Raw genomic sequence first — 25,638 nt, forward strand, 5'->3', positions numbered from 1 at the left:
TGCTTATTGAGTCAGAAGATCGGCGAGGGCATTACCCTGTTCATGCAGTGTTTCGAGCTGGCCTGCCAGCGACTTGGGATCCAGTCCCAACTGGTCGGCGAGCGGTTTGGGGAAGCGGGCGATGATGGCCTGGGCAGGCACGCCCGCGTTCCAGGCGAAGGAGATAAACACGGCGAGGCGGATCAGCACCGCCTCCTTGCTGACCGGATCGTGGGAGAGCGGGTCAAGCTGTTGGGAGATGGCATCGACGAAGGCCTCGGAGAGGTTCCAGCGCCGCGCCAGCTCGGCACCGAGCTGGGCGTAGTCGTAACCCAGCATCTCCCGCTGGGCCTCGACCCGGCTGCTGCCGTTCTGGATCGCCATGTTGATGAGCTCGGCCTCCTCCGGCAAGGTGCTCTGGATAAGCAGTTCGCCGATGTTGTGGATCAGGGCGCAGGTAAAGGCGGTCTCGGAATCCATCACCTTGGCCTCCTGCGCCAGGGTTCGGGCTATGGTGGCGACCTGGAAGGTCTCGGTCCAGAACTTGTTCTTGTCGAAGCTGGGCGGGGCCTTGAAGGTGCCGATGATGCCGGAGGCGACCACCACGGAGCGCAGCCGGTTGAAGCCGAGCCGGATCACCGCCTGTTCGATGGAGGTCACTTCGTTGCCCCGGCGCAGGGCGGCCGAGTTGGCCATCCGCAGCACCTTGACGCTGATCACCTGATCCATGGCGATCTTGGCCGCAATCTCGTCGATGCGGGCATTCTCGTCGTTGAAGCTCTGCATCAACTCGTGCAGCAGCTTGGGAATAGTGGGGAGTTGTTTGATCTTGTCAAACAGGCGATCCATCGACATGGCTGAGGCAGCCTCCGTTGCGAACTCTGCCTCATATTGTGCCACAGCCGGACAACATGTTCCTGTTTGTGATGCGGCTTTGTGAGCGCTAGAACACCCAGTCGCGCAAGGTGTATTCCAAACGGTGCTGTTTGCCCTGCAGGATCAGGTTCTGACTGGTGCCGTTCAGGGTCGCACCCTCGGTAAGGGTGGTCAGTACAGCCTGTTCGATAGTGTCGAGCGGTGGCATGCAGGCCATTTCGGTACTGCCCAGACTGGTGACCCACAGTTTGTCATCTTCCAGATGGCCCTGACCGAAGTAGCGGTTGCAACCGGCGATGCCGTTGACGGTGAAGTGCTCGCCGATCTCGAAATCGGGGGGATTGTTGCGGGGTGCCTTGATCGGTTCGCCATCCAGTTTGCTCAGTACCCAGTGGTGGTGTTGCAGATCTTGCTGAACAAAGGCGGTCGAGCTGCAGCCAGCGAGCAGTAACAGGGGGATCAGCAAAAAGGGCAATCTGGGCATGAGGGGGCTCCGGTTGGGGGAGCGTCAAGAATACCCTTTTTAGGCAGTCGGGAGCAGGGCGGGAGAGGGGACGACCGACCGCTTCTGTCGTCCCTTGTCCCGCACGACTGTCGCTTAATGGCAACACACGGGTGATGTTGCCATCAATTTACGCTATCTCAGGGATCAGTTGGCGAACAGCCGCTCGGCATAACGGGCAAGACCGGCAGCCACCGAGCCGAAGTCATCGCCCCCTTCAAGCGGGATGGACGGGAGCTTCTGGCGGATAAAGCTGGCGATCAGCGGCGAGCGGGCGCTACCACCGGTGACGAAGATGCGATCCGGCTGCACACCGGCGGCGGCAATCGCTTCGTCCATCAGCTCGCCAATTTTCTCCAGCAGCAGGGCCGAGGCGTTGGCCAGCTGTTCGCGGGTCAGCTCCGCTTCCAGCCCTTTTTCCAGCTCGGCCAGCGACTGGCGATTGAGTTCCTGCTCCGAGAGGGCGATCTTGCCCTGCTCGGCGCGCCATACCAGCTGGTGGCTCAGCTTGTGGGCCCGCAGGTTGGCCAGACGCCCCAGCTTGCTGCCGGGTTGGCTGTCGAGCTGCAGATCCTGCAGCTGGCGGGCGGTGTCGAGGCTGTAGAAGCGGCTCTGGGCGCTGACGTCGTTGATGGCGGCCGCATCCCAGAACAGCGGGTGGGGCAGCGGCTTGCCGGTCTTGAGGGTCTCGTGCATGCCGAGCAGCGGCATCATCCCCTCCACCGTCAGGCGGATATCGAAGTCGTTGCCACCGATCCGCTGGCCGCTGTGGCCGAGCAGATCGCCGCTGCGATCCAGCTGATCGCGGTAGCTGGGGCCCATCCGCAGCATGGAGCAGTCGGTGGTACCGCCGCCGATATCCACCACCAGTACCACGGCGTCTTCGGTGAGGCGCGCCTCGAATTCAAACCCGGCTGCCACCGGCTCGTAGAGGAACTCCACCTGCTCGAAACCGGCCAGACGGGCCGCCTCGGTCAGGATGGCGATAGCTTGCTGGTTGCTCTCTTCCCCCGCCAGACCCTGGAAGTTGACCGGTCGACCGATCACCGCCTGGCGGATAGGGGCGCCGAGCTGCTGCTCCGCCTGTTGGCGGACATGGAGCATCATGGCGCAGACAATGTCTTCAAACAGGGCGATCTGGGGGGCCTTGAGGCCATAGGCACCGAGGAAGGATTTCGGTGACTTGATGTAGTAGCCGTCGTCCGGCTCTTCCAGATAGCGCTCCAGCGCGGCACCGCCAAAGCTCAGCTCGTCGATCAGTCCCTCTTCGCGCATCTGGCGGCGAACCATCTGGGCGCGGGTGACCACGGGGCCACGCAGCTTGAGGTACTCCGCCTGCTGGGCGGGGGCCAGCCCTTCGGCCAGCAGACCGGCGATAGCATCCCGGTGGGGGGCATGCAGGGTGGAGGGGAGATAGCGGGATGCGCCAAGATTCAGCAGCCTGGGGCTACCTTGTTCCATCACGGCCACGGCACAGTTGGAGGTGCCGTAATCAAATCCGATAAACATGGGCGCCAGACTCCTGAATAAAAAAGGGGGGCTAGCCTACCCGAAGGCGCCGGGTCTCACAACCCGGCGCGTGACGAAGAGAGGGCGAGCCCTTATTCCACTTCGTTGTCGCAGCGGCCCTGGCTCTCGATGGCGCGGATATTGCCGAGGGTGGTATCGGCGATGGCGTGCAGCGCCTCGCGGGTCAGGAACGCCTGATGGCCGGTGAACAGCACGTTGTGGCAGGCTGACAGGCGGCGGAACACGTCATCGGTGATCACCTCGTTGGACTTGTCGGAGAAGAAGAGATCCTCTTCCTCTTCGTAGACGTCCAGCCCCAGAGCACCGATACGGGAGGTCTTGAGCGCCTCGATGGCGGCGTTGGAGTCGAGCAGGCCGCCACGGCTGGTGTTGATGATCATCACCCCGTCCTTCATCTTGGCGAACGCCTCCTTGTTCAACAGGTGGTAGTTCTCTTTGAACAGCGGGCAGTGCAGGCTGATGATGTCGGATTGGCGGAACAGGGTATCGAGATCCACGTACTCGGCACCCAGCTCGATGGCTGCCGGATTCTGGTAAGGATCGTTGACCAGCAGGCGAACCCCGAAGCCCTTGAGGATGCGCAGGGCGGCCAGACCGATCTTGCCGGTGCCGATGACGCCAACGGTCTTGCCATGCATGTTGAAGCCGACCAGCCCTTCCAGCGAGAAGTTGGCGTCGCGGGTGCGCTGATAAGCCTTATGGATGCGGCGGTTGAGGCACATCATCATGCCGACCGCGTGTTCTGCGGTCGCCTCGGGGGAGTAGGCGGGCACCCGCACCACTTTCAGCCCCAGCTCTTTGGCCGCGGCCAGGTCCACGTTGTTGTAACCGGCGCAGCGCAGGGCAATCACCTGGGTGCCGTTGGCAGCCAGTTCGGTCAATACCTCGCGGTCGGCATCGTCATTGACGAACAGACACACCACCGGGAAGCCGTGAGCCAGTCGGGCCGTTTTGGCCTCCAGCCGCACATCGAAAAACTCCAGGTCGAAGCCGTACTGGCTGTTGGCCTGGTTGAAATGCTCTTTGTCATAGCTCTTGGTACTGAATACGGCGACTTTCATGGTATGTGCTCCGCAGCGTGTGTGTCGTCAAATTACAACAAAATGGGTCAGCTATCACCGGACAAACCGGCTGGTTATTGTCCCCAGGGCATAATGGGAACTGCGCTGACTGCACTCTTGTACGAACCATCCACCAGTTTGGTGCTGTAGGTCAGGTAAACCAGTGCATTGCGTTTCTTGTCGTAAAAACGCACCACTTTCTGCTCCTTGAACACCAGCGAGGTGCTGACATCGAACACCTCTTCCCCCGCTTTCAGCTTTTCGGGCAGGGTGATGGGGCCAATCTGGTGGCATGAGAGGGAGGCGTGGGAGGGATCTTCCGCCAGTCCCAGCCCGCCTTTTACACCACCGGTCTTGGGGCGCGCCAGATAGCAGGCGACGCCGTCGATGCGCGGGTCGTCGAACGCCTCCACCAGGATCTTGTGGTTGGGGCCAAACAGCTTGAAGGCGGTGCTCACTTCACCGACGGTATCAGCCTTGTCAGCCAGCGCCGGGCCGGCAAACAGGGCCCCCAGCAGCAGGGGCAGGGCGCGGCGAAGGGCATTATGTCGCGTGTGGTTATGTGTCATGGTCTCTCCTGTTGGCCCGGAACTCCTCAATAGGGAATGCCCAGGCGACGATAGAGGCTGGCAAGCACCCAGGCGGGGCCTATCAGCAGAAATTGCAGGTCGGCTAGGAAGGAGGGGCGCTTGCCCTCGATCTTGTGGCCGACAAACTGGGCTATCCAGAGCAGCACGAACGCCGCCACCGAGGGCCACAACAGTGGCCCCTGCCATTGGTGGCAGAAGGCCAGCCCGAGCGCGGTCAGTACCGCCATCCCCGCGAACAGCGAAAACGACAGCTGCAGATAGAACAGCAGCACCGGAATGGCTGCCACTGCCGCCCAGTTGAGGGGCTCTGGCAAGGGCCCGTGTGGCAGACACCAGAGCAGCGCCAGCGAGCAGAGATAGATGCCCGGCACCGCCAGTTTGTGGATGGCGACGTTTGTCGGATGGCGATGGCTCTGGCCGTACTGCGCAAACCACTCCTGGATTCCCTTCATGGCACCTCCCTGGCGCACTGTGTTCTCGCAGCCTGACCTTCGTGGTCAGGCGCTCGTGATGCTTATCCCCGCGGTGGATACTCCCAATATTGGGCCGGAATGGATTTTAGCAACGGGGTCATATCCGGATTGGGCAGGGCGATGGTGACCCGCTGATCGAGGTTGGCGCTGGCGAGCGCTTCGCGGATCTTGGGGTTGTCATTGAAGAACTTCATAAAACTGCCATCGGCATAGGCCCGCTCCAGCCCGGTCTGAATCGCCTTGGCCAGCTTGGGGTATTCGGGGCTGACGAAGAAGAACTGGGCGAAGGGGTAGCGGATCAGCAGATGCTGCTCGATGGCGAGGTTGGGATACTGCGCCACCAGCTCGCTGCGCTCGGCGAAGATCTCCACCAGGGCGCGCGGGAAGAAGTCGATCTTGTCGCCGTCGTTGATAAGGCGAAACAGACTGCTGTATCGGCCGGAGAAGGTCGGGATGCCTGCATTTTCCAGAATTTTGTTATCGGCCCAACCGACCCCTTGCGCCGCCTTCAGCTGTTTGAGGTCGGCCAGGGTATTGATCTGGTTGAACTTCTCTTGAGCGTCCGCGTGGATGAACGACAACCGCAATCCTTCCAGCCCGCGAAACAGCGGAATGGGGACGGCAATCAGGGAGGATTCGAGTGCGCTGGAGGTGCCCATCCAGAAGACGTTGATGGTCTTGCCCTTGCTCAGCTGCTGCTGGAGGGTGAACTGGTTGAGGTCGAGTTCGACAGGCTGGATGCGAAAGGGTTGCCCGGAGCGGGTCAGGGCCAGTTCCAGCAGCTTGTACTGGTACTCCTGGTCAAGATTGTTGACGGGACGGCTGGGGACCTTGACCGTCAGAACCTGTGCTTGTGCCAGCAGTGGCAGGCACAAACACAGCTTGATGAGCCATTTCACTCTCTGTTCTCCTGTAGATTCCGGAAGGTGTCCGGAGTCTAACAGAACTTGTCACCATCTTGCTGCGAGGCGTTGTGCAAGGTTTGAGCGCAGGGCCCTGCCTTGCTGGCGTCTGTTGCACCAGAATGGTGACGGTTCTTCGAAGAATCAGGCGACGCGACGGAACACGTGGGTATCGTTAAATTCCTTGGTGCTCTGGCATTCGACGCAGAAACGGGATTCCGGACGGGCATGCAGCCGCTTGAGGGAGATCTCGTCACCGCAAGATTCGCAGTAACCAAAATCCCCTTCGCTGATGCGCTTCAATGCGCCCCGCAGCTTGCGCAGGTGCAGCTTGTCGTGCTCGATGCGGTTCAGCTCCAGACGGCGGGCTTCCTCGATACTGGCACGGTCAATTTCATCGGCCATCTCGTTGGTGTCGGTGGCGATGGCCTGGCTGGCCTGGGAGTTCAGGCGCTCTTCGAGCTCGACGATCTGTCGCTCGATCTGCCCCTTGTAAAAGGCCAGTTGGTCTTCAGTCATGAAATCACACATACGATTAACTACCAGTCAGTTTACTAACCCAATTATCCCTGTTTATGGGGGCTGTCTGCCTACAGACCAAGCCCTTGTATCCCGATTTGCACCTGTTTCATGCAAGAGAGTGCAAATCAGGGCGGGCCTTGTACCAAAAAAATGCAGCCAAGCAAAGCAAATAGGATAAGGATTGTGCGCCCTTGCAAAAAAATGGTCCGTTCCTGCGGGGGATTTGTCGGGATCTGGCGTCCGCTTCACCCTCTGTTGGCATCGCCTTTGCAACGATGAGAGGGGTGGGCTTCGTACGGATTTGAGTGTTTAGTATTTGGTGCCGCCTTGGTCATTATATGCGCCGTTATTTATAGTTTTTTAAACACGCCCGCTTGACATTGCCCTTGATGGCGGGCTTTTATGGTGATGTTGATTACAATTTTATAACAAGGGTGTTCCATATATTAGACACCCTTGCCAATGGCAACCGTAAAGTCGGGGTTTAACATGGACAGTATCAAAGGCTGGATGGAGAGCAATCGCATCACGGAAGTGGAGTGCCTGTTCCCGGATTTCACCGGCAACGCCCGGGGCAAGATCATCCCAGCCAACAAGTTTTTGCGCGAAGGGGGCATGCGTCTGCCCGAGGTGATTTTCACCCAGACTGTGACCGGCGAATATCCGGATGACGACAGCATGATCGACCCGCTGGAGCGGGACATGCAGCTCTATCCCGACCCCAACACCATCCGTTTTGTCCCCTGGGCGCTGGAGCCCACTGCCCAGGTGATCCACGACTGTTTCGACGTCAACGGCAAGCTGATCGATATCGCGCCGCGCTCCGTGCTGCGTCGGGTTCTGTCATTTTACGAGAAGCAGGGCTGGAAGCCGGTGGTGGCGCCCGAGCTGGAATTCTATCTGGTCACCCGCAACGAAGACCCCGACTATCCGCTGGTGCCGCCGGTGGGTCGCAACGGCCGCCCGGAGACCGCCCGCCAGTCGTTCAGTATCGATGCGGTCAACGAGTTCGACCCCATTTTTGAAGACATGTATGACTACTGCGAGGCGCAGGAGCTGGAGGTGGACACCCTGATCCACGAGTCGGGCGCCGCCCAGATGGAGATCAACTTCCTGCACGGGGATGCCATCGATCTGGCGGATCAGGTGTTCCTGTTCAAGCGCACCATGCGTGAGGCCGCTCACCGCCACGGCATCTATGCCACCTTTATGGCCAAGCCGATGAGCGACGAACCGGGGTCGGCCATGCACATCCACCAGAGTCTGGAAGATGTGAACGGCCACAACCTGTTCGGTACCCCGAGCGGCGGCAACAGCGAACAGTTCATGCACTTTATCGCCGGTCTGCAGAAATACACCCCGGCGGTGACCGCCCTGCTGGCCCCCAACGTCAACTCCTACCGCCGCCTCACCTTTGGCGAGAGCGCGCCACGCAACGTCCAGTGGGGCGTAGAGAACCGCACCTGCGGCCTGCGGGTGCCCTTCTCCGACCCGAGCGCGCGGCGGGTGGAGAACCGCTTCGCTGGTGCCGATGCCAACCCCTATCTGGCGCTGGCCGCCACTCTGGCCTGTGGCTATCTCGGCATGATGGAGAAGCTGGAGCCGCTGCCTGAGATGAAGTCGAGCGCCTATGACCTGCCCTACAGCCTGCCCCGCTCGCTGGAGGAGGCACTCAGCCATCTCGAACAGTGCGAGCCCATCAAGGAGATGCTGGGGGAGCGCTTCACCCGCGCCTTCGTCGCGGTCAAACGCAAAGAGTACGAGACCTACTTCGGGGTGATCAGTCGCTGGGAGCGGGAGTTCCTGCTGCTGAACGTTTGATCCCCCTGTAACGGGGAGGCCGGAGTCGGCCTCCCCCATCCCTGTATCGAAGAGACCTGAACGCGAGTCAGGTGGCGGCAGCCACCTGTAAGTGGTTGTGGCTGCGAGTATGCAAGCCCGCCTGACTACCCACCTGACTGTTTGACGACTGAATCTTGCTAAATCGAAGGAACCGAGGAGCAACAAATGCAGCAGACAACCCGTGAGTGGCAACAACTGGATGCCAGCCACCACCTGCACCCCTTTACCGACTTTCAGGCCCTGAACAAGAAGGGTTCGCGCATCATTACCAAAGCCAGCGGTGTCTATTTGGAAGACTCCGAGGGCAAACGCATTCTCGACGGCATGGCGGGCCTGTGGTGCGTCAATATGGGCTATGGCCGCCAGGAGCTGGTGGATGCCGCTACCCGCCAGATGCAGCAGTTGCCTTACTACAACCTCTTCTTCCAGACCGCTCACCCGCCGGTGATCGAGCTGGCGACCCTGCTGGCCGAGGTGACGCCAGCCCATCTCAACCACGTCTTCTTCACCGGCTCCGGCTCCGAGTGCAACGATACCGTGCTGCGGATGGTGCGCCACTACTGGGCCAGCAAGGGTCAGCCTGACAAGCAGGTGATCATCAGTCGCCATAACGCCTATCACGGCTCCACCGTGGCGGGGGCGAGTCTGGGTGGCATGAAGGGGATGCATGCCCAGGGCGGACTGCCCATTCCCGGCATAGTGCACATCGATCAGCCCTACCACTTCGGTGAGGGGCAGGGGATGAGTGCCCACGAGTTCGGGCTGGAGCGGGCCCGTCAGCTGGAGCAGAAGATTCTGGAGCTGGGAGTCGACAAGGTGGCTGCTTTTATCGGCGAGCCGATCCAGGGGGCGGGCGGCGTCATCATACCGCCTGACAGCTACTGGCCGGAGATCCAGCGTATCTGCGATCACTACGGCATTCTGCTGATCGCTGACGAGGTGATCTGCGGCTTTGGCCGCACCGGCCGCTGGTTTGCCAGCGAAGGGTTTGGCATCAAGCCGGACCTGATGTGTCTGGCCAAGGGGATCACCTCCGGTTATCTGCCGCTCGGCGCCGTCATGGTGAGCGACCGGGTTGCCAAGGGGCTGGTGGAGGAGGGGGGCGAGTTCAACCACGGCTTCACCTACTCGGGTCATCCGGTTTCTTGCGCCGTGGCGGTGGCCAATATCCAGCTTATGCAGAAAGAGAGCATAGTTAAGCGGGTGCATGATACTATCGGCCCCTATTTGCAGCGCCGCTGGGCGGAGCTGGCCGATCATCCGCTGGTGGGAGAAACCCGAGGCAAAGGATTGGTCGCCGCGCTGGAAATCGTTGAGGACAAGCAGACCAACCGGCGTTTCCCGGCTCAGGCAAATGCGGGGATGACTTGCCGGGAGTTCTGCTTTAACAATGGCTTGGTGATGAGGGCGGTAGGCGATACCATGATCATATCGCCCCCCTTGGTCATCACCGAGGAACAGGTTGATGAATTGGTCGATCTGGCCAGGCGCAGTCTGGATCTGACAGCCGCAAAGCTGAAGGGTTGAGGCAGGTCGGGCAGGTTGGCATGCGCATACAATTTGCTTAGGAGACAAGGATGATGTCTTTCAAAACAGGAGTGATCGCTGCCTCTGTGGCTCTGGTCATGGCAAGTGCCGGAGCAATGGCTGAAGAGAAGGTGCTGCACGTCTACAACTGGAGCGACTACATAGCGCCGGATACTCTGGATAACTTCCAGAAGGAGACGGGGATCAAGGTGGTCTATGACGTGTTCGACAGTAACGAGGTACTGGAAGCCAAGTTGCTGGCGGGTAGTTCGGGCTACGACATCGTGGTGCCATCCAACCCCTTCCTGGCCAAGCAGATCAAGGCGGGCGTGTTCCAGAAACTGGACAAGTCCAAGCTCTCCAACTGGCAAAACATGGATGTCGACCTGCTCAAGGCGCTCGAGCCGAGCGATCCGGGCAACCAGTACTCCATCCCCTATCTGTGGGGCACCATCGGCTATGCCTACAACGCCGAGAAGGTGAAAGCCGTGCTGGGGGCCGATGCCCCGGTCAACTCCTGGGATCTGGTGTTCAAGCCGGAGAACATGGCCAAGTTGAAAGAGTGTGGCGTCTCCTTCCTCGATTCACCGACCGAAATGCTGCCGGCTGCCCTGCAATATCTGGGCTTCAAACCGGATAGCCAGAAACCGGCCGAGTTGAAGAAGGCTGAGGAGCTGTTCCTCTCCATCCGTCCCTATACCGCCTATTTCCACTCCTCCAAGTACATCTCGGATCTGGCCAACGGCAACCTTTGCGTAGCGGTCGGTTACTCCGGTGACTTGCAGCAGTCCAAGGCGCGGGCAGCCGAGGCCAAGAATGGCGTCGCGCTCACCTACACCATTCCGAAAGAGGGGGCAGGCAGCTTCTTTGACATGATCGCCATTCCGGCGGATGCCAAGAACGTCGAGGCGGCCCACACCTTCATCAACTATCTGATGAAGCCCGAGGTGATCGCCAACATCACCAACGTGGTGCAGTTCCCGAACGGCAACAAGGCGGCGACCCCGCTGGTGGATGAGGCGATCCGCACCGATCCGGGTATCTACCCCGATGCGGCGACCCTGCAGAAGATCTACACCTTCCCGGATCTGCCGGCCAAGGTGCAGCGTCTGATGACCCGCAGCTGGACCAAGATCAAGTCCGGCAAGTAAGTAACGAATGCCCCTCCCGGTCCGCAGTTCGGCCGGGAGGGTAGTGATGCCATCCATCCGGATGGGCCGCGCGAATGGATGCGCAGACGGTCAACCACTGAACAGGAGAACTGACACCGTGAATACAACCAGATTGCTAACCATAGCGCTGACTATGGGATTGGCGAATGTGGCCCAGGCTGCCCCTGTGCTGCACTTCTACAACTGGTCTGACTATATCGGCGAGACCACCCTCAGCGATTTCCAGCAGGCGACCGGGATCAAGACCGTCTATGACGTGTTTGACTCCAACGAGACCCTGGAAGGCAAGTTGCTGACGGGGCGGACCGGTTACGATTTGGTGGTGCCCTCCAATAATTTCCTGGCCAAGCAGATCAAGGCGGGAGCCTTCCAGAAACTGGATAAATCCCTGCTGCCCAATCTGGCCAACCTGGATCCCGTGCTGCTCAAGCAGCTCGACAAGGTGGATCCGGGTCATCAGTACGCGGTGCCCTATCTGTGGGGGACCAACGGCATTGGCTACAACGTCGACAAAATCAAGGCGGTGCTGGGGGTCGACAAGATTGACTCCTGGGCCACCATCTTCGAACCGGAAAATATGGCGAAACTCTCTCGCTGCGGCGTCGCCTTCCTCGACTCTGCCGACGAGATGATCCCTGCTGCCCTCAACTACCTCGGGCTCGATCCCAACAGTCATGCGACGGGGGATATCAAGCAGGCCGAGGCGCTGCTGCTCAAGGTACGGCCCTATGTGGCCTACTTCCACTCCTCCAAATACATCGGCGATCTCGCCAATGGCGACATCTGCGTGGCAGCCGGTTTTTCCGGCGACATCCTGCAAGCCGCTGCCCGCGCCGATGAAGCTGGCAAGGGGGTGAAAATTGCCTACAGCATTCCGAAAGAGGGGGGCAATCTCTGGTTCGACATGATGGCGATCCCGTCCGATGCCACCAATGTCAAAGAGGCGCACGCCCTCATCAACTACGTCCTGCAGCCCGAAGTGATCGCCAAGGTCAGCGACTATGTGGGCTATGCGAATCCCAACTCAAGGGCGGGCGAGTTTATGGATGAGGCGGTGCGCAACAATGAGGAGGTTTATCCCCCTCAGGCCGTGCTGGAGCGACTCTATGTGCAGGAAGCACATCCCCGCTCGGTACAGCGTCTAATCACCCGGAGTTGGACCAAGATCAAGTCCGGTACCTAACCTTGGTGCCCGTTCGGGGGCGCCAAATCGCTTTTATGGATCGGCCGCAAGGCCGGTATCACGTTGGGGAGTTTGGTAATGGCGATAGCCTCCAGTGCCTACAAGAAAGCCCTCGAGGGCAGTCAGCAGCGCAAAGAAGTGCTGGTGAAAATTGATCGGGTAAGCAAGCAGTTCGACGAAACGCTGGCGGTCGATAACGTATCTCTCAATATTCACAAGGGGGAGATTTTCGCCCTGCTCGGCGGATCCGGTTCCGGCAAATCGACCCTGCTGCGGATGCTGGCCGGTTTCGAGCGCCCGACCGAGGGGCGGCTGTTCCTCGACGGGGTCGACATCACCGACATGCCCCCCTATGAACGCCCCATCAACATGATGTTCCAGTCCTACGCCCTGTTCCCCCATATGACGGTGGCCCAGAACATCGCCTTTGGCCTCAAGCAGGATGGCCTGCCCAAGGCCGAGATCGATGCCCGGGTAGAAGAGATGCTCAAGCTGGTACAGATGACCCAGTATGCCCGTCGCAAGCCGCATCAGCTCTCCGGTGGCCAGCGCCAGCGGGTGGCGTTGGCTCGCTCGCTAGCCAAGCGTCCCAAGTTGCTGCTGCTGGATGAACCCATGGGGGCGCTCGACAAGAAGCTGCGTTCCAAGATGCAGCTGGAGCTGGTAGAGATCATCGAGCGGGTCGGGGTTACCTGCGTCATGGTGACCCACGATCAGGAAGAGGCCATGACCATGGCGGAGCGGATCGCCATCATGCACCTCGGCTGCATCGAGCAGATCGGCAGTCCGATGGATATCTACGAGACTCCGGCCAGTCGGCTGGTGTGCGAGTTCATCGGCAACGTCAACCTGTTTGACGGCCTGCTGGTGGAGGATGAGCAGGACCACGCCACCATCGCCTGCGCCGATCTGGAGCAGCCCATCTATGTGGGCCACGGCATCAGCTCCCGCGCCGAGAACAAGAAGGTGACCTACGCCCTGCGGCCGGAAAAACTGCTGATGAGTCTGCAAAAACCGGAGGAGATCGAGCACCCGGACTTCAACTGGACCAAGGGGGAGGTCTATGACATCGCCTATCTGGGCGGTCACTCGGTTTATCACATCCAGCTGCCCTCGGGCAAAATCGTTCAGGCTTTCATCGCCAATGCCGAACGCCACGGCAAGCGGCCAACCTGGGATGACCAGGTGTTCCTCTACTGGGAAGATGACAGCGGCGTGGTGCTGCAATCATGAAGTTCTTGCAACGACTGAAGCGGGTCGGGGGGCGCCGACTGGTGATCGGTATCCCCTTCTTCTGGCTGTTCCTCTTCTTCCTGCTGCCCTTCGTCATTGTGGTGAAGATCAGTTTTGCGGAAGCGGATGTGGCGATCCCGCCCTACACCGACGTGGTGAGCTGGGCCGACAATCAGCTCACCATCCTGCTCAATATGGGCAACTACCTGCTGCTGCAGGAGGATGAGCTCTATATCGCGGCCTATCTGGGCTCCCTCAAGATGGCCTTCGTCAGCACTTTGCTCTGCCTGCTGATTGGCTATCCGATGGCCTACTCCATCGCCCGGGCCAACAAGGAGACCCAGACCGTTCTGCTGCTGCTGATCATGATGCCGACCTGGACCGCCATTCTGATCCGGGTCTATGCGTGGATGGGGATCCTCAGCAACAACGGCCTGCTCAACAGCGTCTTGCTGGGGATCGGGGTGATCGACGAGCCGCTGCAGATCCTCAACACCAACCTGGCGGTCTATATCGGCATCGTTTACTCCTACCTGCCCTTCATGGTGCTGCCGCTCTACGCCAATCTGGTCAAACACGATCAGAGCCTGCTGGAGGCGGCCTCCGACCTGGGGGCCCGCAATCTGACCCGGTTCTGGCAGATCACGGTGCCGCTCTCCAAAAACGGCATCATCGCCGGCTGCATGCTGGTGTTCATTCCGGTGGTGGGGGAGTTCGTTATTCCGGAAATGCTGGGCGGCCCGGAGACCCTGATGATCGGCAAGGTGCTGTGGCAGGAGTTCTTCAACAACCGCGACTGGCCGGTCGCCTCTGCGCTGGCGGTGGTGATGCTGGCGGTGCTGATTATTCCGATCATCCTCTTCAACCGTAACCAGGCCAAAGAGCTGGAGGGCAAGGCATGATGAGACGTTTCGGTTTTGCCAAGCTGATGCTCTGGCTTGGGCTGCTGTTTATCTACCTGCCCATGATCATCATGGTGATCTACTCCTTCAACGCCTCCAAGCTGGTGACGGTGTGGGGTGGCTGGTCGCTCAAGTGGTATTTCGGCCTGCTCGACAACAAGCAGCTGATCGGGTCTGTGTTCCGCTCGCTGGAGATCGCCTTCTACACCGCGATCGCCGCGGTGGCGCTGGGGACGGTAGCGGCCTTCGTGCTGACCCGAATTCCCCACTTCCGTGGTCGCACCCTGTTCGGCGGCATGGTGACGGCGCCGCTGGTGATGCCCGAGGTGATCACCGGTCTGTCGCTGCTGCTGCTGTTCGTGGCGATGGCCCAGCTGGTGGGCTGGCCCGCCGAGCGGGGCATGCTGACCATCTGGATCGCCCACACCACCTTCTGTACCGCCTATGTGGCGATCGTGGTGTCGGCGCGGTTGCGGGAGCTGGATCTCTCCATCGAGGAGGCGGCGATGGATCTCGGCGCCAAGCCGTGGAAGGTGTTCTTCCTGATCACCATCCCGATGATCGCCCCCTCGCTGGCGGCAGGCGGCATGATGTCGTTTGCCCTGTCGCTGGATGACTTGGTGCTGGCGAGCTTCGTCTCCGGCCCGGGCTCGACCACCTTGCCGATGGAGGTCTTCTCGGCGGTACGGCTCGGGGTGAAACCCGAGATCAACGCGGTGGCCAGCCTGATCCTGCTGTCGGTATCGCTCTTTACCTTCGGCAGCTGGTATCTGATGGCCAGGGCGGAGAAGCGCCGTCGTGCCGAGATCGCCATGACCACCCAGATGCAGGCCGTGGTCTGACGGCATGATAAGATCCGCCTACTCTCGTCAACCTGGAGGATGAGTATGCGGATCTCCCTTTTTAGCGGTCGTGGCACCGAGCTGGTGCCCGGCCTCACCAGCGCCATTCACAAGCAACCGATCTCTGCACCAGTTCGCTGTACTTTTGCCGGTCTGGAAGGAGATGAACAGTGTGACCAGCGCCACCACGGTGGCCCGGATCGGGCGCTCCACTACTATCCTGCCGATCACTATCTCTGGTGGCAGACCTGGCAAACCGCGCTGGGCTTGCCTGCGCCACGCACACCCTGGCAACCTGCCGCCTTTGGCGAGAACCTCTCCGGTATCGGGCTGACCGAGGTGCAAGCCTGCATTGGCGATGTCTATCGACTCGGCGAGGCGCTGATCCAGATCAGCCAGCCGAGATCCCCCTGCTTCAAGCTCAACCAGCGCTTTGGCTATGGCCAGATGTCCCAGGTGATGCAGCTGAATGGCCGTTGTGGCTGGCTGCTGCGGGTGCTGGAGGAGGGCATGATCGCGCCTGACACGGCCATGGAGCTGGTAGACAGACCCTATCCCGAACTGACGGTGAAGCGCACGGCGGATATCCTGTTCAATCAGGTGCGCAACGAGACTGACCTGCTGCTGTTGCTGGAGAATCCGGCCCTCTCGCCCAACTGGCGCCAGCATGCAGCCGACTGGCTGGAGCATGGCACTGTGGCTGACTGGCAGCGCCGTCTGCTGGGGCCCGCATCCCTGCGCCTGGCCTGACGGCTGGTTGCCGGAATGTCACCAGCTGGCTGCAGCCCGGTAAATGGGTGAAAAGAGTGCTGAATAGTTGAGCGAACGGCACTTTTTTTCCTGTCAAACGCAAAAAAGGCTTGTGTCGGGTCGGGGCTTTCGGTAAATTCCCGTCCCGCAGACATCGGTGTGTAGCGCAGCTTGGTAGCGCACTTCGTTCGGGACGAAGGGGTCGGAGGTTCGAATCCTCTCACACCGACCAAATTCAATAAGGGCTTAGCTTCGGCTAGGCCCTTGTGCATTTCCGGCCCTCCAGTTCTGTGGGGCATTTTGATTTTCTGTCCTGTTTACCACATCTGCAATCGATACCTATTGACTCCTCATCCGTTGTTTCCCCCTTCTTGGAAACGTGTTAACTATTTCCTTCCATACAGATTGTCCGACTCGTTGCGGGCCTCAAATGAGCTGCTGATTTCAATCTCTTTGAATATCAAGGTTCGACGGCAGGAAAAGGATGACCAGATATGCAAGGCCAGGAACGGCAATGCCAGGAGTTTTACCAGACTCGTTTTGCTGGATATGCACAGCAGCTTGCCCCATTCGCCGCACTTGATGAGTGCCTTCACGACTTTCTGGATCAACGTCCGAGCGGCAAATACACAACTCGCAATCGTGCTGCCGGACTGGCTGCCGCATCCTTTTGGTGGGAGCCAGTCAATCTTGAAAGTGCTCAACTGGCAAGCTTGGCACTGGGACGTATTTTGCATTTTGAGGATGCTATTAGCACTGCGCTGCTGGATCATCTGTCCGCTCGTCATCCAGATGTATTGCGTTGGGCGATTCGTTACTCGAAGCTGTTTACACGCAGCGATTCACCGCTCTGGCAGCATCTTCGGGACAATCTCGTCAGCAAGGATTGGTGCGTATTTTTCGGCGTCTGTGATCGCTTGCTTGAGCAACTCGAACCATTCGATAAAGCCATCGCACTGGCTGAGTCCCACCTGAAGTCGCTTACGCTATTAGAGCTACTTTCCTATTTGAGCGTGACAGCTTATGGGCAACTTGGTGCCGCTAAGGATAGAGACAGCAGGGCGGAAGATTGGGATGTCTATGATCGGATTATCGCGCGCAAACTGTTGAATTGTTCCGAGCGTGATTTTCAACTGACAGAGGAGGTTCTCGGCCGATCTCTCAAGCGTCATTTGTCGCCACTCCTTTTTCCACAGTCAGGTGTGGGGCGAGAGTGTGTTGCCTACCTCGAATCGGTTGCCCTGCTTATTGCCGCTATGCGCGAGCGAATCGATTACGAGAATTCCATCAATTGGTTCTGTTTTGACAGTGATTGCGCTTACCAGCTCAAGCCGGGACAACCGGTCATCTTCAATAAAACTGATTTGGGCTCACAGCGCTGGCAGCGTACTGAGAGAAAAAGCAGGTTGCTTTGGCACTACTGGATGTACCGCGCGATTGAGCAATTCGCAGCGTCCGATATGGCTGGCGCAATCATAGGGAGGCCGGAAAACCACGAAGCGAATCAGCTTGCTTACATAAAAGCCATTCGCAGTCAGCTCTACCTGCAGACCATTTTCGGGTTGGGTGAGCGGGTCAGACTGAACGATGAAGCTGAGGTAGCCCTGCACCACGCGATATTAGCCAGTGAGCTGACAACCGTGTTCTTCGAGCAGGCATTTCTCCAGCCTTTTCTGCGCTATATGGATGACTCAGGTGTAGCAGTGAAGGCTCTGGGTCAATTGGCTTTTGAAGGACTTGTGCATGGTGAGAACCGCTTTCCCATCACCTGGTCGGAACCGAAAGATAAGATCCGTCGTATTTGTGGTTGGACCGTCAGCCCTGAGCATCCCAAGGGCGACCCCGAGGCGGCCGAAGCCATCCTGAAGTTCTGGACCAGTGATCTGCAGGCTCTATCCGCGCAGATAAGGCAAGCGCCAAGCATACCGTCACCACGACTGTACGAGCGGCCGTTCTACAAGATTGGCCGCTACAGTTTTCAGTTCCCCTGGGTTGCCGGTCAACAGAACAATCTGACCGCTGCGGTGAATAACCTGCGTCGTGTTGAACAACGCAGGCCAGCTTTGCGCAGCGAAACGGAGCGTATTGAACATACCCTTGCCGAAGCGCTAAGGCAGAGGGGATTCCACGTCGTGGTGGGCTACCAACCGCCACTGAGTGATGAGCGCGATGCTGGCGAAGTGGACCTGATCTGTCACTTGGATGGGGTTGCGTTGCTGCTGGAGGTCAAGTCTGGCTTCATTCGTTCAACTCGCCATGAAGTCTGGCTGCATCGAACCAATACCCTGCGCAAGGCGGCGAGGCAGTTAAAGCGCAAGCAACCGGTTGTGCTTCAAGCACTGCAAAATGACCAAGGGTTGCGTTCAGCTCTATTGCTGAGTGATGTTAATCCTCTGCCAGCCCTGCATGCCTGGGTTGTGGATACGTCGATTGAATTTGATGGTGAGGTTGTCGATGGGTTCCACGTCGTCTCCCGCGAGATCATGGAGATCGCTTTGCGCGATGAACCGCATTATCTGCGGGAGTTTGAAGAGATGGATGAGGCTGAGGCTGGGAATGAGGTAGAGACTCTGTATGCCGACGGATTCAGTGCGCAAGCTCTTGTTAGGTTGATCGAGTCCGATGGGGTCTGGAGTGATGTGCTGTAGAACGTGACAAGTAGGTTTGCGGAATTCATAAGGTGTGGGGCGCCACATTTTGGCTATCTGCTTGGCAATAAAGCAGTAGCCGTGTGCATTAAAAGGGCCACCGCTCGGTGGCCCATAGGTGGAGTCTGATCCTGACTCCGGCACTCTAGATTGTGGCAATCTCGCTATGGGTCTTGTCTATGGTGCCCTCCTTGCGCGCCAGGCGCTTACTCAGATATGCCAGTGCTGATGCCGCAAAGCCTTGAAACTGTGTTGAGGCAGCAAGGCCGCGTGCTTGGGGTACTCACTAATGAAATGTTCTATTCCCTCCATCAGTTGTGCACGTAATGAAATCACGGGCTCATGCCAGGCTTGCAGGCATAGATGGCCGGGGATCAACTGCTCCTGATAATCTTCCAGCAGCTGTTCTGGCCAGGGTTCAATACCGGAATTGCGTTGCAGCAAATAGTGGGCGGCGGGTTCACGGGCATAAATGAACTGAATTTGGGCCAGATCGCGTTGGCATAGCGTTTGACTGTTGATGTGACAGGTCAAATATTTTCCCGTTTTCAGATCCAGAAAGTGACCGCGTTGCCGACAGGGAACGATGCGATACCAAGGCAAGGGTGAGGAGAGAGAATACCCCTCAAGCTCCTGTTCCAACCAGTGGCGACACTCGGGTGTCTGCACCTCGTCAAGCATGGACTCGAGCTGTGTCAACAAGGCTCTGGATGGTTTGATGGCCAGTTTCGCACTCATCACCTGCAATCCTCCCTCTGCACACAATCCCGACTATCAGTATGGACCTTGTTCGGCCAGAGGGGGTAAGGAATCTAATGATTAAAAGTGGATTAGCCGCGTGGTTTTTATGCACTAACTTGGTTCAACCCACCAGATAGGTACCAGTGCCGAAGGCGATGTGGGTGCCCTCTTCGTTGTGCAGCTCCATCCGGGCGACGGCCACCTTGCTGCCAGCCCGGATGATGTGGGCGGTGGCGATAAACTCGTTGCCGCGCCCCGGCCGCAGGTAATCCACCCGCAGATCTATGGTGCCGAGGCGGGCGAAGCGCTCCTTGAGATAACTGGGGGAGAACTCCTCCAGCTCGTCGATGCAGGATGCGGCGACGATCATGCCGCCCGCCACATCCAGCAGCGTGGCGGTGACGCCGCCGTGCAGGATGTTGTGGAAGGGGTTGCCGATCAGCTTCTCGTCCATCTTGATGCGCAGTTCCACCTTGTCGAAGTCGTAGTGGGTCACCTGCATGCCGATCAGCTTGTTGAACGGCATCTTCTCGGCAAACAGGTTGGCAATGCCACTGAGCGCCATCTTCTTGAGCATCTGTTTCATTCTCTGATCCCAATCCTTGTCATCAAAGCCGAGTAAAAACTCCAGCCAGTCTGCAACAGTTCCTTAACAGTCGCAATGGCAGGTTTATTGTGGGCGGCGGCTGCTTTAGAATGGCGACCCCAAAGGAGAGCCCATGACCGCGATTGCCGAAACCCTGCCAGATCCTCAGCCAGAGAGTCCGCTTGCCCTGCTGCAGGCGGTTTTCGGCTATCAGCAGTTTCGGCCGGGCCAGCTCGAAATCATCGAGCAGATTGTCGCTGGGCGCGATGCGCTGGTGCTCAAGCCCACCGGTGGCGGCAAGTCGCTCTGCTACCAGATCCCGGCACTGCTGCGGCCCGGGCTCGGGGTGGTGGTCTCTCCCCTTATTTCGCTGATGAAGGATCAAGTCGACAGCCTGCGCGCCAACGGTGTGGCGGCGGTCTACATCAACTCGGCCCTCAGTCGGGAGGAGATGATCCAGAACTTCGCCGCCATGCGCCGCGGCGAGATCAAGCTGGTCTATGTCTCCCCCGAGCGACTGTTGCAGCACGAGTTTATGGATCGGCTGGCCGAGCTGCCGCTCGGGCTGTTCGCCATCGATGAGGCGCACTGTGTCTCCCAGTGGGGCCACGATTTCCGGCCTGAGTATGCGGCGCTGGGGCGGCTCAAACAGTGGTTCCCGCAGGTGCCTGTGGTGGCGCTGACCGCCACCGCCGACGAGGCGACCCGCAGCGACATGCTGCACCGCCTAGAGCTGAACGATCCCTTCATCCACACTGCCAGCTTCGATCGCCCCAATATCCGCTACAGCCTGGTGGAGAAGTTCAAGGCGGCCGAACAGTTGTTGCGTTATGTGCAGAGTCAGAAGGGCAACTGCGGCATCGTCTACTGCTCCAGTCGCAATCGGGTGGAGGAGGTGGCCGAGCGGCTATCCCGCCACGGCTGCAAGGCCGCTCCCTATCATGCGGGGCTGCCGCTTGAGCAGCGCCAGCAGACGCAGGATGCTTTCCTCAAGGATGACATCGAGATAGTGGTGGCGACGGTGGCGTTCGGTATGGGTATCGACAAGCCCAACGTACGCTTCGTGGTGCACTACGACATTCCGAAGAACATCGAATCCTACTATCAGGAGACCGGTCGCGCCGGGCGCGATGGTACCCCCGCCGAGGCGCTGCTGCTCTACGATCCCGCCGACATCGGTCGGGTGCGCCGCCTGCTCGACAACATCGAGAACCCGCAGCAGTTGCAGGTGGAGCAGTACAAGCTCAACGTGATGGCCGCGTTTGCCGAGGCGCAGACCTGCCGTCGTCAGGTGCTGCTCAACTACTTCGGCGAGTACAACGACAAGCCGTGCGGCAACTGCGATATCTGCCTCGATCCGCCCAAAAGTTATGACGGCACCGAAGATGCCCAGAAGGCGCTCTCCTGCGTCTGGCGGGTGGGGCAGAATTTCGGGGTGGGTTATGTAGTGGAAGTGCTGCGCGGTTCCCTCAACCAGCGCATCAAGGATCACGGCCACGACAAGCTCTCGACCTACGGCATCGGCAAGGATCAGAGCCACGAATACTGGATGAGCGTGATCCGCCAGCTGATCCACAAGGGACTGCTGACCCAGAACATCACCCGCAATCTGGTGCTGCAGCTGACCGAAGCGGCCCGCCCCGTGCTGCGTGGCGAGGTGAAGCTGGAGTTGGCGGTGCCCCGCTTGCAGCCTATCTCCAGCCGCAAGGAGAAGCGCAATGGCCTGCTCGACAACGCCAACTACGACAAACGGTTGTTCAAGGAGCTGCGCGGCCTGCGCAAGCAGATTGCCGAGGACGAAGAGGTGCCGCCCTACGTGGTGTTCAACGATGCGACCCTGGTGGAGATGGCTCAGCTGATGCCGATGACCGAAGACGAGATGCTGGCTATCAACGGTGTCGGGCACCGCAAGCTGGAGCGCTTTGGCGAAGCCTTTATGGATCTGATCATCGACTACTGCCGGCGGTAGGGTCGATTAGGCAGCCTAATCGACCACGGTAAGCGCGGCTCGGAAGAACCAAGGGTTAGACGCGAGGTTATTTCAGGCTGGCGTAGAAGGCGGCCAGATTGTCGATATCCGCATCGGTCAGCGGCGCCATGAAGGGGTCCATCAAGGGCTCTTTGCGAGTGCCATCCTTGAACGCTTTCAACTGTTTCACCAGATAGGCGGCATTCTGACCCGCCAGATGGGGATAGTTGGGGATCATCGCCTTGCCTTCCACCCCGTGACAGGCGGCACAGACCGCCGCCTTGGCCTTGCCTGCCTCGATATCTGCAGCCTTGGCCTGATGACCCCACGCCAGTGCCAGCAAGGGCAGGGCATATACCCATTTTTGCATCTTCTTCTCCTTGAATTGAAAAATGATGGTCGCCAGTTAGCGCAAGCATGGCTGACGGCAGTATAAAGAGTGACACGAGCATACGCAGGGACGAATGGTACAACCATGAAGTTGATCAACACTTTTGCGACCGAGTTGCCTTGGGCCTGTGAGTCCGTGGCCCCCCAGCCGCTGCAGCAACCCCGGTTGCTTCATCTCAACCGGGCTTTGCTGGATGAGTTGGGGCTGGGAGGTGTCAGCGAGGCTGACTGGATCGCCTGTTGTGGCGAGGGAAAAGTGCTGCCAGGCATGCAGCCGGTAGCTCAGGTCTATGCGGGCCATCAGTTCGGGGGTTACAGCCCCCGGCTCGGGGATGGTCGGGCGCTGCTGCTGGGTGAGCAGCAGGCGCCGGATGGTCAGCGCTGGGATCTGCACCTGAAGGGGGCGGGTAAAACCCCGTTCTCCCGTTTTGGTGACGGCCGCGCCGTGCTGCGCTCCAGCATCCGCGAATATCTCGCCTCCGAAGCGCTCCATGCCCTCGGCATCCCGACCACGCGGGCGCTGGTATTGGTGGGGAGTCAGGAGCCCGTTTATCGTGAGCAGGTGGAGACGGGAGCGACCGTGCTGCGCACCGCCCTCAGCCATCTGCGCTTCGGTCATATCGAGTATTTCGCCTGGAGCGGGCAGGGGGAGAAGATCCCGCATCTCATCGACTATCTGCTGCGCCACTACTTCCCCGAACTGGAAAGTGGTGCCGAACTGTTTGCCGAAGTGGTGCGCCGCACCGCGCGCCTGATTGCAAAATGGCAGGCGGCGGGCTTCTGTCACGGGGTAATGAATACCGACAACATGTCGCTGCTCGGCCTGACGCTGGATTACGGCCCCTACGGCTTTATCGATGCCTACGTGCCGGACTTTGTCTGCAACCACTCGGATCCGGCGGGCCGCTACGCGCTGGATCAGCAGCCTGCGGTCGGTTACTGGAATCTGCAAAAACTGGCTCAGGCGCTGGCTGGCCATGTAGACGGTGATGCGCTGGCTGCAGCGTTGGCCCAGTACGAGCAGCAGCTGATGTTGCACTACTCCGAGTTGATGCGGGCCAAGCTCGGACTGGCAGTGTGGGAGGAGGATGACCCGGCTCTGTTCCGCGAGCTGTTCCGGTTGCTGGCGGTCCACAAGGTGGATTACCACCTGTTCCTTCGTCGTCTCGGTGAGGTAACGCAAGAGGGGGCGTGGCCTGCGTCTCTGCTGGCCCTGTTGTCTGAACCACTGGGTTGGCAGGCGTGGCTGGAGCGCTATCGGGCGCGGCTGATGCGCGAAGGCAGCGAGGATGCCGTGCGCAAGGCGCAGATGGATGCCATCAATCCCAAGTATGTGCTGCGCAATGCGCTGGCCCAGCAGGTGATAGACGCCGCCGACGCAGGGGATATGCGGCCGTTCGAGCGGCTGTTCGCCGCCTTGCAGCGCCCCTTTGATGAACAACCCGAATATGAGGATCTCGCCACCCCGACTCCGGCATGGTATTGCGGTGGTGAGCTCTCCTGCAGTAGCTGAGAGACAGGGAATGAGTTGGCAGATCAAACAGATAGATAGTGAAGCTGGCGTGGTGACGCTGGATTGTCCGGCACTCGACTGGGACACGTTCCCGCTGTTGGCGCAGGCCTTGCTGCGAGAGTGGGAGCTACGGCCGCTCGAGCAGGATGCGGGGGCCGACCGCCATAGCTGGTTGCTGGAGTTTGAAGAAAGTCAGTTTCGGCTGGAGTATGAACACTACAGCGGCTGCTGGCTGGAGGCAGTGCGCCCGGCGGATCGGGAGGCGCTGCTCTGGCTCGCCAGACAGCACAAGGCGTGACTATCGCCAGCAAGGCCAGCTCTGCCGCTGGCCAACCTAGACAAGCGTAATCGCATAAAGATTGAACTATCGGTTTGGGGGCGTATAATCTCGCCCCTCGATTATCGCCAATGGTGGCGATATGGGTTCCCTAACCCCATTAACCAAAAAGGTCACAAGATGAATCTGACCCCTGCACAGTACCAAACGGCGCTCGTTCGCCTGTCGTTGTTCCACATCCTGATCATTGCCAGCAGCAACTATCTGGTGCAACTGCCGATCACCGTGTTTGGCTTCCACACCACCTGGGGTGCGTTCAGCTTCCCGTTTATCTTCCTCGCCACTGACCTGACGGTGCGGATCTTCGGTGCCGGTCTGGCACGCAAGATTATCCAGACCGTGATGCTTCCTGCGCTGGCGGTCTCCTATGCGCTCTCCGTGCTCTTCTTTGAAGGGAGCTTCCAGGGCGTTGGTCATCTGGCCGAATTCAACCTGTTCGTGGCGCGTATCGCGTTGGCCAGCTTTATGGCCTATCTGGTAGGGCAGTTCATGGATGTGGTGGTGTTCAACCGGCTGCGTCTGCTCAAGCAGTGGTGGATTGCACCTGCGGCCTCCACCCTGTTCGGTAATCTGGTCGATACCATCGCTTTCTTCAGTGTGGCCTTCTGGCGCACCACAGATCCTTTCATGGCAGAGCACTGGGTCGAGATCGCAACCGTCGATTACGTATTCAAGTTGCTGATAAGCCTTGGTTTGTTCGTACCGCTCTACGGTGTCTTGCTGCGCTACCTCAGCCGCAAGCTGGTGGGCGAGGCCGGATTATCCAGCCTGCAAACGGCCACCCGGCAAGCCTGACCAGATTGACCACCCTTCGCGGTGGTCAATTTTTTTGCACTTTCTGCAAATAGCGCTTGCCTAGTTAAATGAGAATGATTATTGTTAACTTGTTTTCCGGGAAAGACTTCATTCGTTCCAACGTGATGGACTTCTTGTGAAGGCACGACATTGCTCACATTGCTTCCAGTTAAGGGCCAGTTTATCTGGCCCTCTTTTTTTGTCATTTTTCAGCAAGTTGCAGGCATAAAAAACGGGAGCCAAGGCTCCCGTCGTCACGCTGTTTGTGGCTTACTCGATATCGAGTGCCTCGGGGGAGAGGATCACCCCTGTGGTATCGGCGTAGAGGTGGTCGTCAGGCAGGAAGGTCACGCCACCGAAGTTGACCGGCAGATCGGTCTCCCCTACATCCTTGCTGTCGGCACCGACCGGAATGGCTGCCAGTGCCTGAATGCCGATATCCAGATCTTCCAGAATATCGACTTCGCGGACGCAGCCGTAGCAGACAATCCCTTCCCAATCGTTCTCTGCTGCTGTTGTGGCGATGTCGCTGTCGATCAGAGCGCGGCGCATGGAGCCACCGCCATCGATTAGCAAGACGCGTCCCAGTCCGTTCTCTTTGACGAGTTCACGGATCAGGCCATTCGATTCGAAGCATTTGACGGTGGTGATGACGCCGCCGAAAGAGGCACGGCCGCCGAAGGAGCAGAGCATGGGTTCAAGCACATCCACCATGTCCTGATAGATGTCGCACAGTTCAGAAGTATTGTATTCCATAGTGTCAAATCCACGGC

25 protein-coding genes and 1 tRNA gene are annotated in these 25,638 nt (G+C 59.1%); 14 read left to right on the forward strand and 12 right to left on the reverse strand.

The window, feature by feature from the left end; genetic code table 11:
• Window positions 1-3 precede the first annotated feature (3 nt).
• The 8 genes from ACB035_RS09880 to ACB035_RS09915 form a co-directional block, all read right to left on the reverse strand.
• The gene (locus tag ACB035_RS09880) at window positions 4-834 is read right to left on the reverse strand and encodes an HDOD domain-containing protein (protein WP_371167192.1); all 831 of its coding nucleotides are present in this window, start codon (window positions 832-834) and stop codon (window positions 4-6) included.
• 88 nt (window positions 835-922) lie between these two features.
• Window positions 923-1,339: an META domain-containing protein gene (locus ACB035_RS09885; RefSeq protein ID WP_371167193.1), complete on the reverse strand. Its 417-nt coding sequence runs from the start codon at window positions 1,337-1,339 to the stop codon at window positions 923-925.
• 165 nt (window positions 1,340-1,504) lie between these two features.
• On the reverse strand, window positions 1,505-2,866 hold the full coding sequence (gene yegD, locus ACB035_RS09890; protein ID WP_075116201.1) for a molecular chaperone: 1,362 nt from the start codon (window positions 2,864-2,866) through the stop codon (window positions 1,505-1,507).
• Window positions 2,867-2,958: 92 nt separating this feature from the next.
• Window positions 2,959-3,948, reverse strand: a complete 990-nt coding sequence (locus ACB035_RS09895) for a 2-hydroxyacid dehydrogenase (protein WP_005340720.1) — start codon at window positions 3,946-3,948, stop codon at window positions 2,959-2,961.
• 74 nt (window positions 3,949-4,022) lie between these two features.
• Window positions 4,023-4,517, reverse strand: coding sequence for a CreA family protein (locus ACB035_RS09900; protein WP_047436441.1), 495 nt, complete (start codon window positions 4,515-4,517; stop codon window positions 4,023-4,025).
• A 26-nt stretch (window positions 4,518-4,543) separates the two neighbouring features.
• Complete coding sequence (locus ACB035_RS09905; RefSeq protein ID WP_110304277.1) at window positions 4,544-4,990, reverse strand: Mpo1-like protein; 447 nt, start codon at window positions 4,988-4,990, stop codon at window positions 4,544-4,546.
• 62 nt (window positions 4,991-5,052) lie between these two features.
• The gene (locus tag ACB035_RS09910; protein ID WP_371167194.1) at window positions 5,053-5,910 is read right to left on the reverse strand and encodes a hypothetical protein; all 858 of its coding nucleotides are present in this window, start codon (window positions 5,908-5,910) and stop codon (window positions 5,053-5,055) included.
• 147 nt (window positions 5,911-6,057) lie between these two features.
• Window positions 6,058-6,444, reverse strand: a complete 387-nt coding sequence (locus ACB035_RS09915; protein WP_005356952.1) for a TraR/DksA C4-type zinc finger protein — start codon at window positions 6,442-6,444, stop codon at window positions 6,058-6,060.
• 480 nt (window positions 6,445-6,924) lie between these two features.
• On the opposite strand from ACB035_RS09915, the gene ACB035_RS09920 reads away from it, so the two are divergent.
• From ACB035_RS09920 to ACB035_RS09965, 10 genes are all read left to right on the forward strand, one after another.
• The gene (locus ACB035_RS09920) at window positions 6,925-8,256 is read left to right on the forward strand and encodes a glutamine synthetase family protein (protein ID WP_088868211.1); all 1,332 of its coding nucleotides are present in this window, start codon (window positions 6,925-6,927) and stop codon (window positions 8,254-8,256) included.
• Between the two features lie 186 nt (window positions 8,257-8,442).
• A complete protein-coding gene (locus ACB035_RS09925) occupies window positions 8,443-9,804 on the forward strand; it encodes an aspartate aminotransferase family protein (protein ID WP_371167195.1) in 1,362 nt (453 codons plus the stop codon).
• 53 nt (window positions 9,805-9,857) lie between these two features.
• On the forward strand, window positions 9,858-10,955 hold the full coding sequence (locus ACB035_RS09930; RefSeq protein WP_005340709.1) for an extracellular solute-binding protein: 1,098 nt from the start codon (window positions 9,858-9,860) through the stop codon (window positions 10,953-10,955).
• Between the two features lie 118 nt (window positions 10,956-11,073).
• The gene (locus ACB035_RS09935) at window positions 11,074-12,159 is read left to right on the forward strand and encodes a polyamine ABC transporter substrate-binding protein (protein WP_005355476.1); all 1,086 of its coding nucleotides are present in this window, start codon (window positions 11,074-11,076) and stop codon (window positions 12,157-12,159) included.
• 78 nt (window positions 12,160-12,237) lie between these two features.
• Window positions 12,238-13,392 (forward strand): polyamine ABC transporter ATP-binding protein, encoded by a 1,155-nt coding sequence (gene potA / locus ACB035_RS09940; protein ID WP_005340704.1) that lies wholly within the window; start codon window positions 12,238-12,240, stop codon window positions 13,390-13,392.
• Window positions 13,389-14,294, forward strand: a complete 906-nt coding sequence (locus ACB035_RS09945) for an ABC transporter permease subunit (RefSeq protein ID WP_005340703.1) — start codon at window positions 13,389-13,391, stop codon at window positions 14,292-14,294. Before potA ends, ACB035_RS09945 begins: the two co-directional genes overlap by 4 nt.
• The gene (locus ACB035_RS09950) at window positions 14,291-15,136 is read left to right on the forward strand and encodes an ABC transporter permease subunit (RefSeq protein WP_005340701.1); all 846 of its coding nucleotides are present in this window, start codon (window positions 14,291-14,293) and stop codon (window positions 15,134-15,136) included. The genes ACB035_RS09945 and ACB035_RS09950 overlap by 4 nt, the downstream gene beginning before the upstream one ends.
• 45 nt (window positions 15,137-15,181) lie before the next feature.
• The gene (locus ACB035_RS09955) at window positions 15,182-15,886 is read left to right on the forward strand and encodes an MOSC domain-containing protein (RefSeq protein ID WP_371167196.1); all 705 of its coding nucleotides are present in this window, start codon (window positions 15,182-15,184) and stop codon (window positions 15,884-15,886) included.
• 155 nt (window positions 15,887-16,041) lie between these two features.
• A tRNA-Pro gene (locus tag ACB035_RS09960) sits at window positions 16,042-16,118 on the forward strand.
• A gap of 262 nt (window positions 16,119-16,380) precedes the next feature.
• Complete coding sequence (locus tag ACB035_RS09965) at window positions 16,381-18,534, forward strand: nuclease-related domain-containing protein (RefSeq protein ID WP_129503059.1); 2,154 nt, start codon at window positions 16,381-16,383, stop codon at window positions 18,532-18,534.
• Between the two features lie 210 nt (window positions 18,535-18,744).
• On the opposite strand, the gene ACB035_RS09970 is transcribed toward ACB035_RS09965, so the two are convergent.
• Together ACB035_RS09970 and ACB035_RS09975 are read right to left on the reverse strand one after the other, a co-directional pair.
• Window positions 18,745-19,272 carry a hypothetical protein gene (locus tag ACB035_RS09970; protein ID WP_005356927.1) on the reverse strand — a complete coding sequence of 176 codons (528 nt, stop codon included), beginning with the start codon at window positions 19,270-19,272 and terminating at the stop codon, window positions 18,745-18,747.
• 124 nt (window positions 19,273-19,396) lie between these two features.
• Complete coding sequence (locus ACB035_RS09975; RefSeq protein ID WP_005355465.1) at window positions 19,397-19,861, reverse strand: thioesterase family protein; 465 nt, start codon at window positions 19,859-19,861, stop codon at window positions 19,397-19,399.
• A gap of 133 nt (window positions 19,862-19,994) precedes the next feature.
• On the opposite strand from ACB035_RS09975, the gene recQ reads away from it, so the two are divergent.
• Window positions 19,995-21,830: an ATP-dependent DNA helicase RecQ gene (gene recQ / locus ACB035_RS09980; RefSeq protein ID WP_042081697.1), complete on the forward strand. Its 1,836-nt coding sequence runs from the start codon at window positions 19,995-19,997 to the stop codon at window positions 21,828-21,830.
• A 67-nt stretch (window positions 21,831-21,897) separates the two neighbouring features.
• Here recQ and ACB035_RS09985 read toward each other — a convergent pair whose 3' ends face one another.
• A complete protein-coding gene (locus ACB035_RS09985) occupies window positions 21,898-22,200 on the reverse strand; it encodes a cytochrome c (RefSeq protein ID WP_005340687.1) in 303 nt (100 codons plus the stop codon).
• Between the two features lie 105 nt (window positions 22,201-22,305).
• Here ACB035_RS09985 and ACB035_RS09990 point away from each other — a divergent pair, with 105 nt between their 5' ends.
• The 3 genes from ACB035_RS09990 (at window position 22,306) to ACB035_RS10000 (ending at window position 24,865) form a co-directional block, all read left to right on the forward strand.
• Entirely contained in the window at window positions 22,306-23,733 is a 1,428-nt protein-coding gene (locus ACB035_RS09990; RefSeq protein ID WP_371167197.1) for a YdiU family protein, read from the forward strand.
• 10 nt (window positions 23,734-23,743) lie between these two features.
• Window positions 23,744-24,031 (forward strand): DUF3630 family protein, encoded by a 288-nt coding sequence (locus tag ACB035_RS09995; protein WP_371167198.1) that lies wholly within the window; start codon window positions 23,744-23,746, stop codon window positions 24,029-24,031.
• Between the two features lie 159 nt (window positions 24,032-24,190).
• Window positions 24,191-24,865: a 7-cyano-7-deazaguanine/7-aminomethyl-7-deazaguanine transporter gene (locus ACB035_RS10000; protein WP_005340680.1), complete on the forward strand. Its 675-nt coding sequence runs from the start codon at window positions 24,191-24,193 to the stop codon at window positions 24,863-24,865.
• A 270-nt stretch (window positions 24,866-25,135) separates the two neighbouring features.
• Here the strand turns inward: ACB035_RS10000 and rraA are convergent, their stop codons facing one another.
• Window positions 25,136-25,621 carry a ribonuclease E activity regulator RraA gene (gene rraA / locus ACB035_RS10005; protein WP_005340678.1) on the reverse strand — a complete coding sequence of 162 codons (486 nt, stop codon included), beginning with the start codon at window positions 25,619-25,621 and terminating at the stop codon, window positions 25,136-25,138.
• Window positions 25,622-25,638 lie beyond the last annotated feature (17 nt).

It is taken from the genome of Aeromonas sp. S12(2024), assembly GCF_041402305.1.
Classification (GTDB): domain Bacteria; phylum Pseudomonadota; class Gammaproteobacteria; order Enterobacterales; family Aeromonadaceae; genus Aeromonas; species Aeromonas veronii.

Excerpts from the sequence above, each read along its gene's own strand:
- ACB035_RS09995 (WP_371167198.1), top strand. The coding sequence starts at position 23,744 with ATGAGTTGGCAGATCAAACAGATAGATAGTGAAGCTGGCGTGGTGACG.
- ACB035_RS09970 (WP_005356927.1), bottom strand. The coding sequence starts at position 19,272 with ATGAGTGCGAAACTGGCCATCAAACCATCCAGAGCCTTGTTGACACAG.
- ACB035_RS09925 (WP_371167195.1), top strand. The coding sequence starts at position 8,443 with ATGCAGCAGACAACCCGTGAGTGGCAACAACTGGATGCCAGCCACCAC.
- ACB035_RS09950 (WP_005340701.1), top strand. The coding sequence starts at position 14,291 with ATGATGAGACGTTTCGGTTTTGCCAAGCTGATGCTCTGGCTTGGGCTG.
- rraA (WP_005340678.1), bottom strand. The coding sequence starts at position 25,621 with ATGGAATACAATACTTCTGAACTGTGCGACATCTATCAGGACATGGTG.
- ACB035_RS09905 (WP_110304277.1), bottom strand. The coding sequence starts at position 4,990 with ATGAAGGGAATCCAGGAGTGGTTTGCGCAGTACGGCCAGAGCCATCGC.
- ACB035_RS09945 (WP_005340703.1), top strand. The coding sequence starts at position 13,389 with ATGAAGTTCTTGCAACGACTGAAGCGGGTCGGGGGGCGCCGACTGGTG.
- ACB035_RS09920 (WP_088868211.1), top strand. The coding sequence starts at position 6,925 with ATGGACAGTATCAAAGGCTGGATGGAGAGCAATCGCATCACGGAAGTG.
- ACB035_RS09965 (WP_129503059.1), top strand. The coding sequence starts at position 16,381 with ATGCAAGGCCAGGAACGGCAATGCCAGGAGTTTTACCAGACTCGTTTT.
- ACB035_RS09975 (WP_005355465.1), bottom strand. The coding sequence starts at position 19,861 with ATGAAACAGATGCTCAAGAAGATGGCGCTCAGTGGCATTGCCAACCTG.
- ACB035_RS09885 (WP_371167193.1), bottom strand. The coding sequence starts at position 1,339 with ATGCCCAGATTGCCCTTTTTGCTGATCCCCCTGTTACTGCTCGCTGGC.
- recQ (WP_042081697.1), top strand. The coding sequence starts at position 19,995 with ATGACCGCGATTGCCGAAACCCTGCCAGATCCTCAGCCAGAGAGTCCG.
- yegD (WP_075116201.1), bottom strand. The coding sequence starts at position 2,866 with ATGTTTATCGGATTTGATTACGGCACCTCCAACTGTGCCGTGGCCGTG.
- ACB035_RS09915 (WP_005356952.1), bottom strand. The coding sequence starts at position 6,444 with ATGTGTGATTTCATGACTGAAGACCAACTGGCCTTTTACAAGGGGCAG.
- ACB035_RS09985 (WP_005340687.1), bottom strand. The coding sequence starts at position 22,200 with ATGCAAAAATGGGTATATGCCCTGCCCTTGCTGGCACTGGCGTGGGGT.
- ACB035_RS10000 (WP_005340680.1), top strand. The coding sequence starts at position 24,191 with ATGAATCTGACCCCTGCACAGTACCAAACGGCGCTCGTTCGCCTGTCG.
- potA (WP_005340704.1), top strand. The coding sequence starts at position 12,238 with ATGGCGATAGCCTCCAGTGCCTACAAGAAAGCCCTCGAGGGCAGTCAG.
- ACB035_RS09930 (WP_005340709.1), top strand. The coding sequence starts at position 9,858 with ATGTCTTTCAAAACAGGAGTGATCGCTGCCTCTGTGGCTCTGGTCATG.
- ACB035_RS09955 (WP_371167196.1), top strand. The coding sequence starts at position 15,182 with ATGCGGATCTCCCTTTTTAGCGGTCGTGGCACCGAGCTGGTGCCCGGC.
- ACB035_RS09990 (WP_371167197.1), top strand. The coding sequence starts at position 22,306 with ATGAAGTTGATCAACACTTTTGCGACCGAGTTGCCTTGGGCCTGTGAG.
- ACB035_RS09895 (WP_005340720.1), bottom strand. The coding sequence starts at position 3,948 with ATGAAAGTCGCCGTATTCAGTACCAAGAGCTATGACAAAGAGCATTTC.
- ACB035_RS09900 (WP_047436441.1), bottom strand. The coding sequence starts at position 4,517 with ATGACACATAACCACACGCGACATAATGCCCTTCGCCGCGCCCTGCCC.
- ACB035_RS09880 (WP_371167192.1), bottom strand. The coding sequence starts at position 834 with ATGTCGATGGATCGCCTGTTTGACAAGATCAAACAACTCCCCACTATT.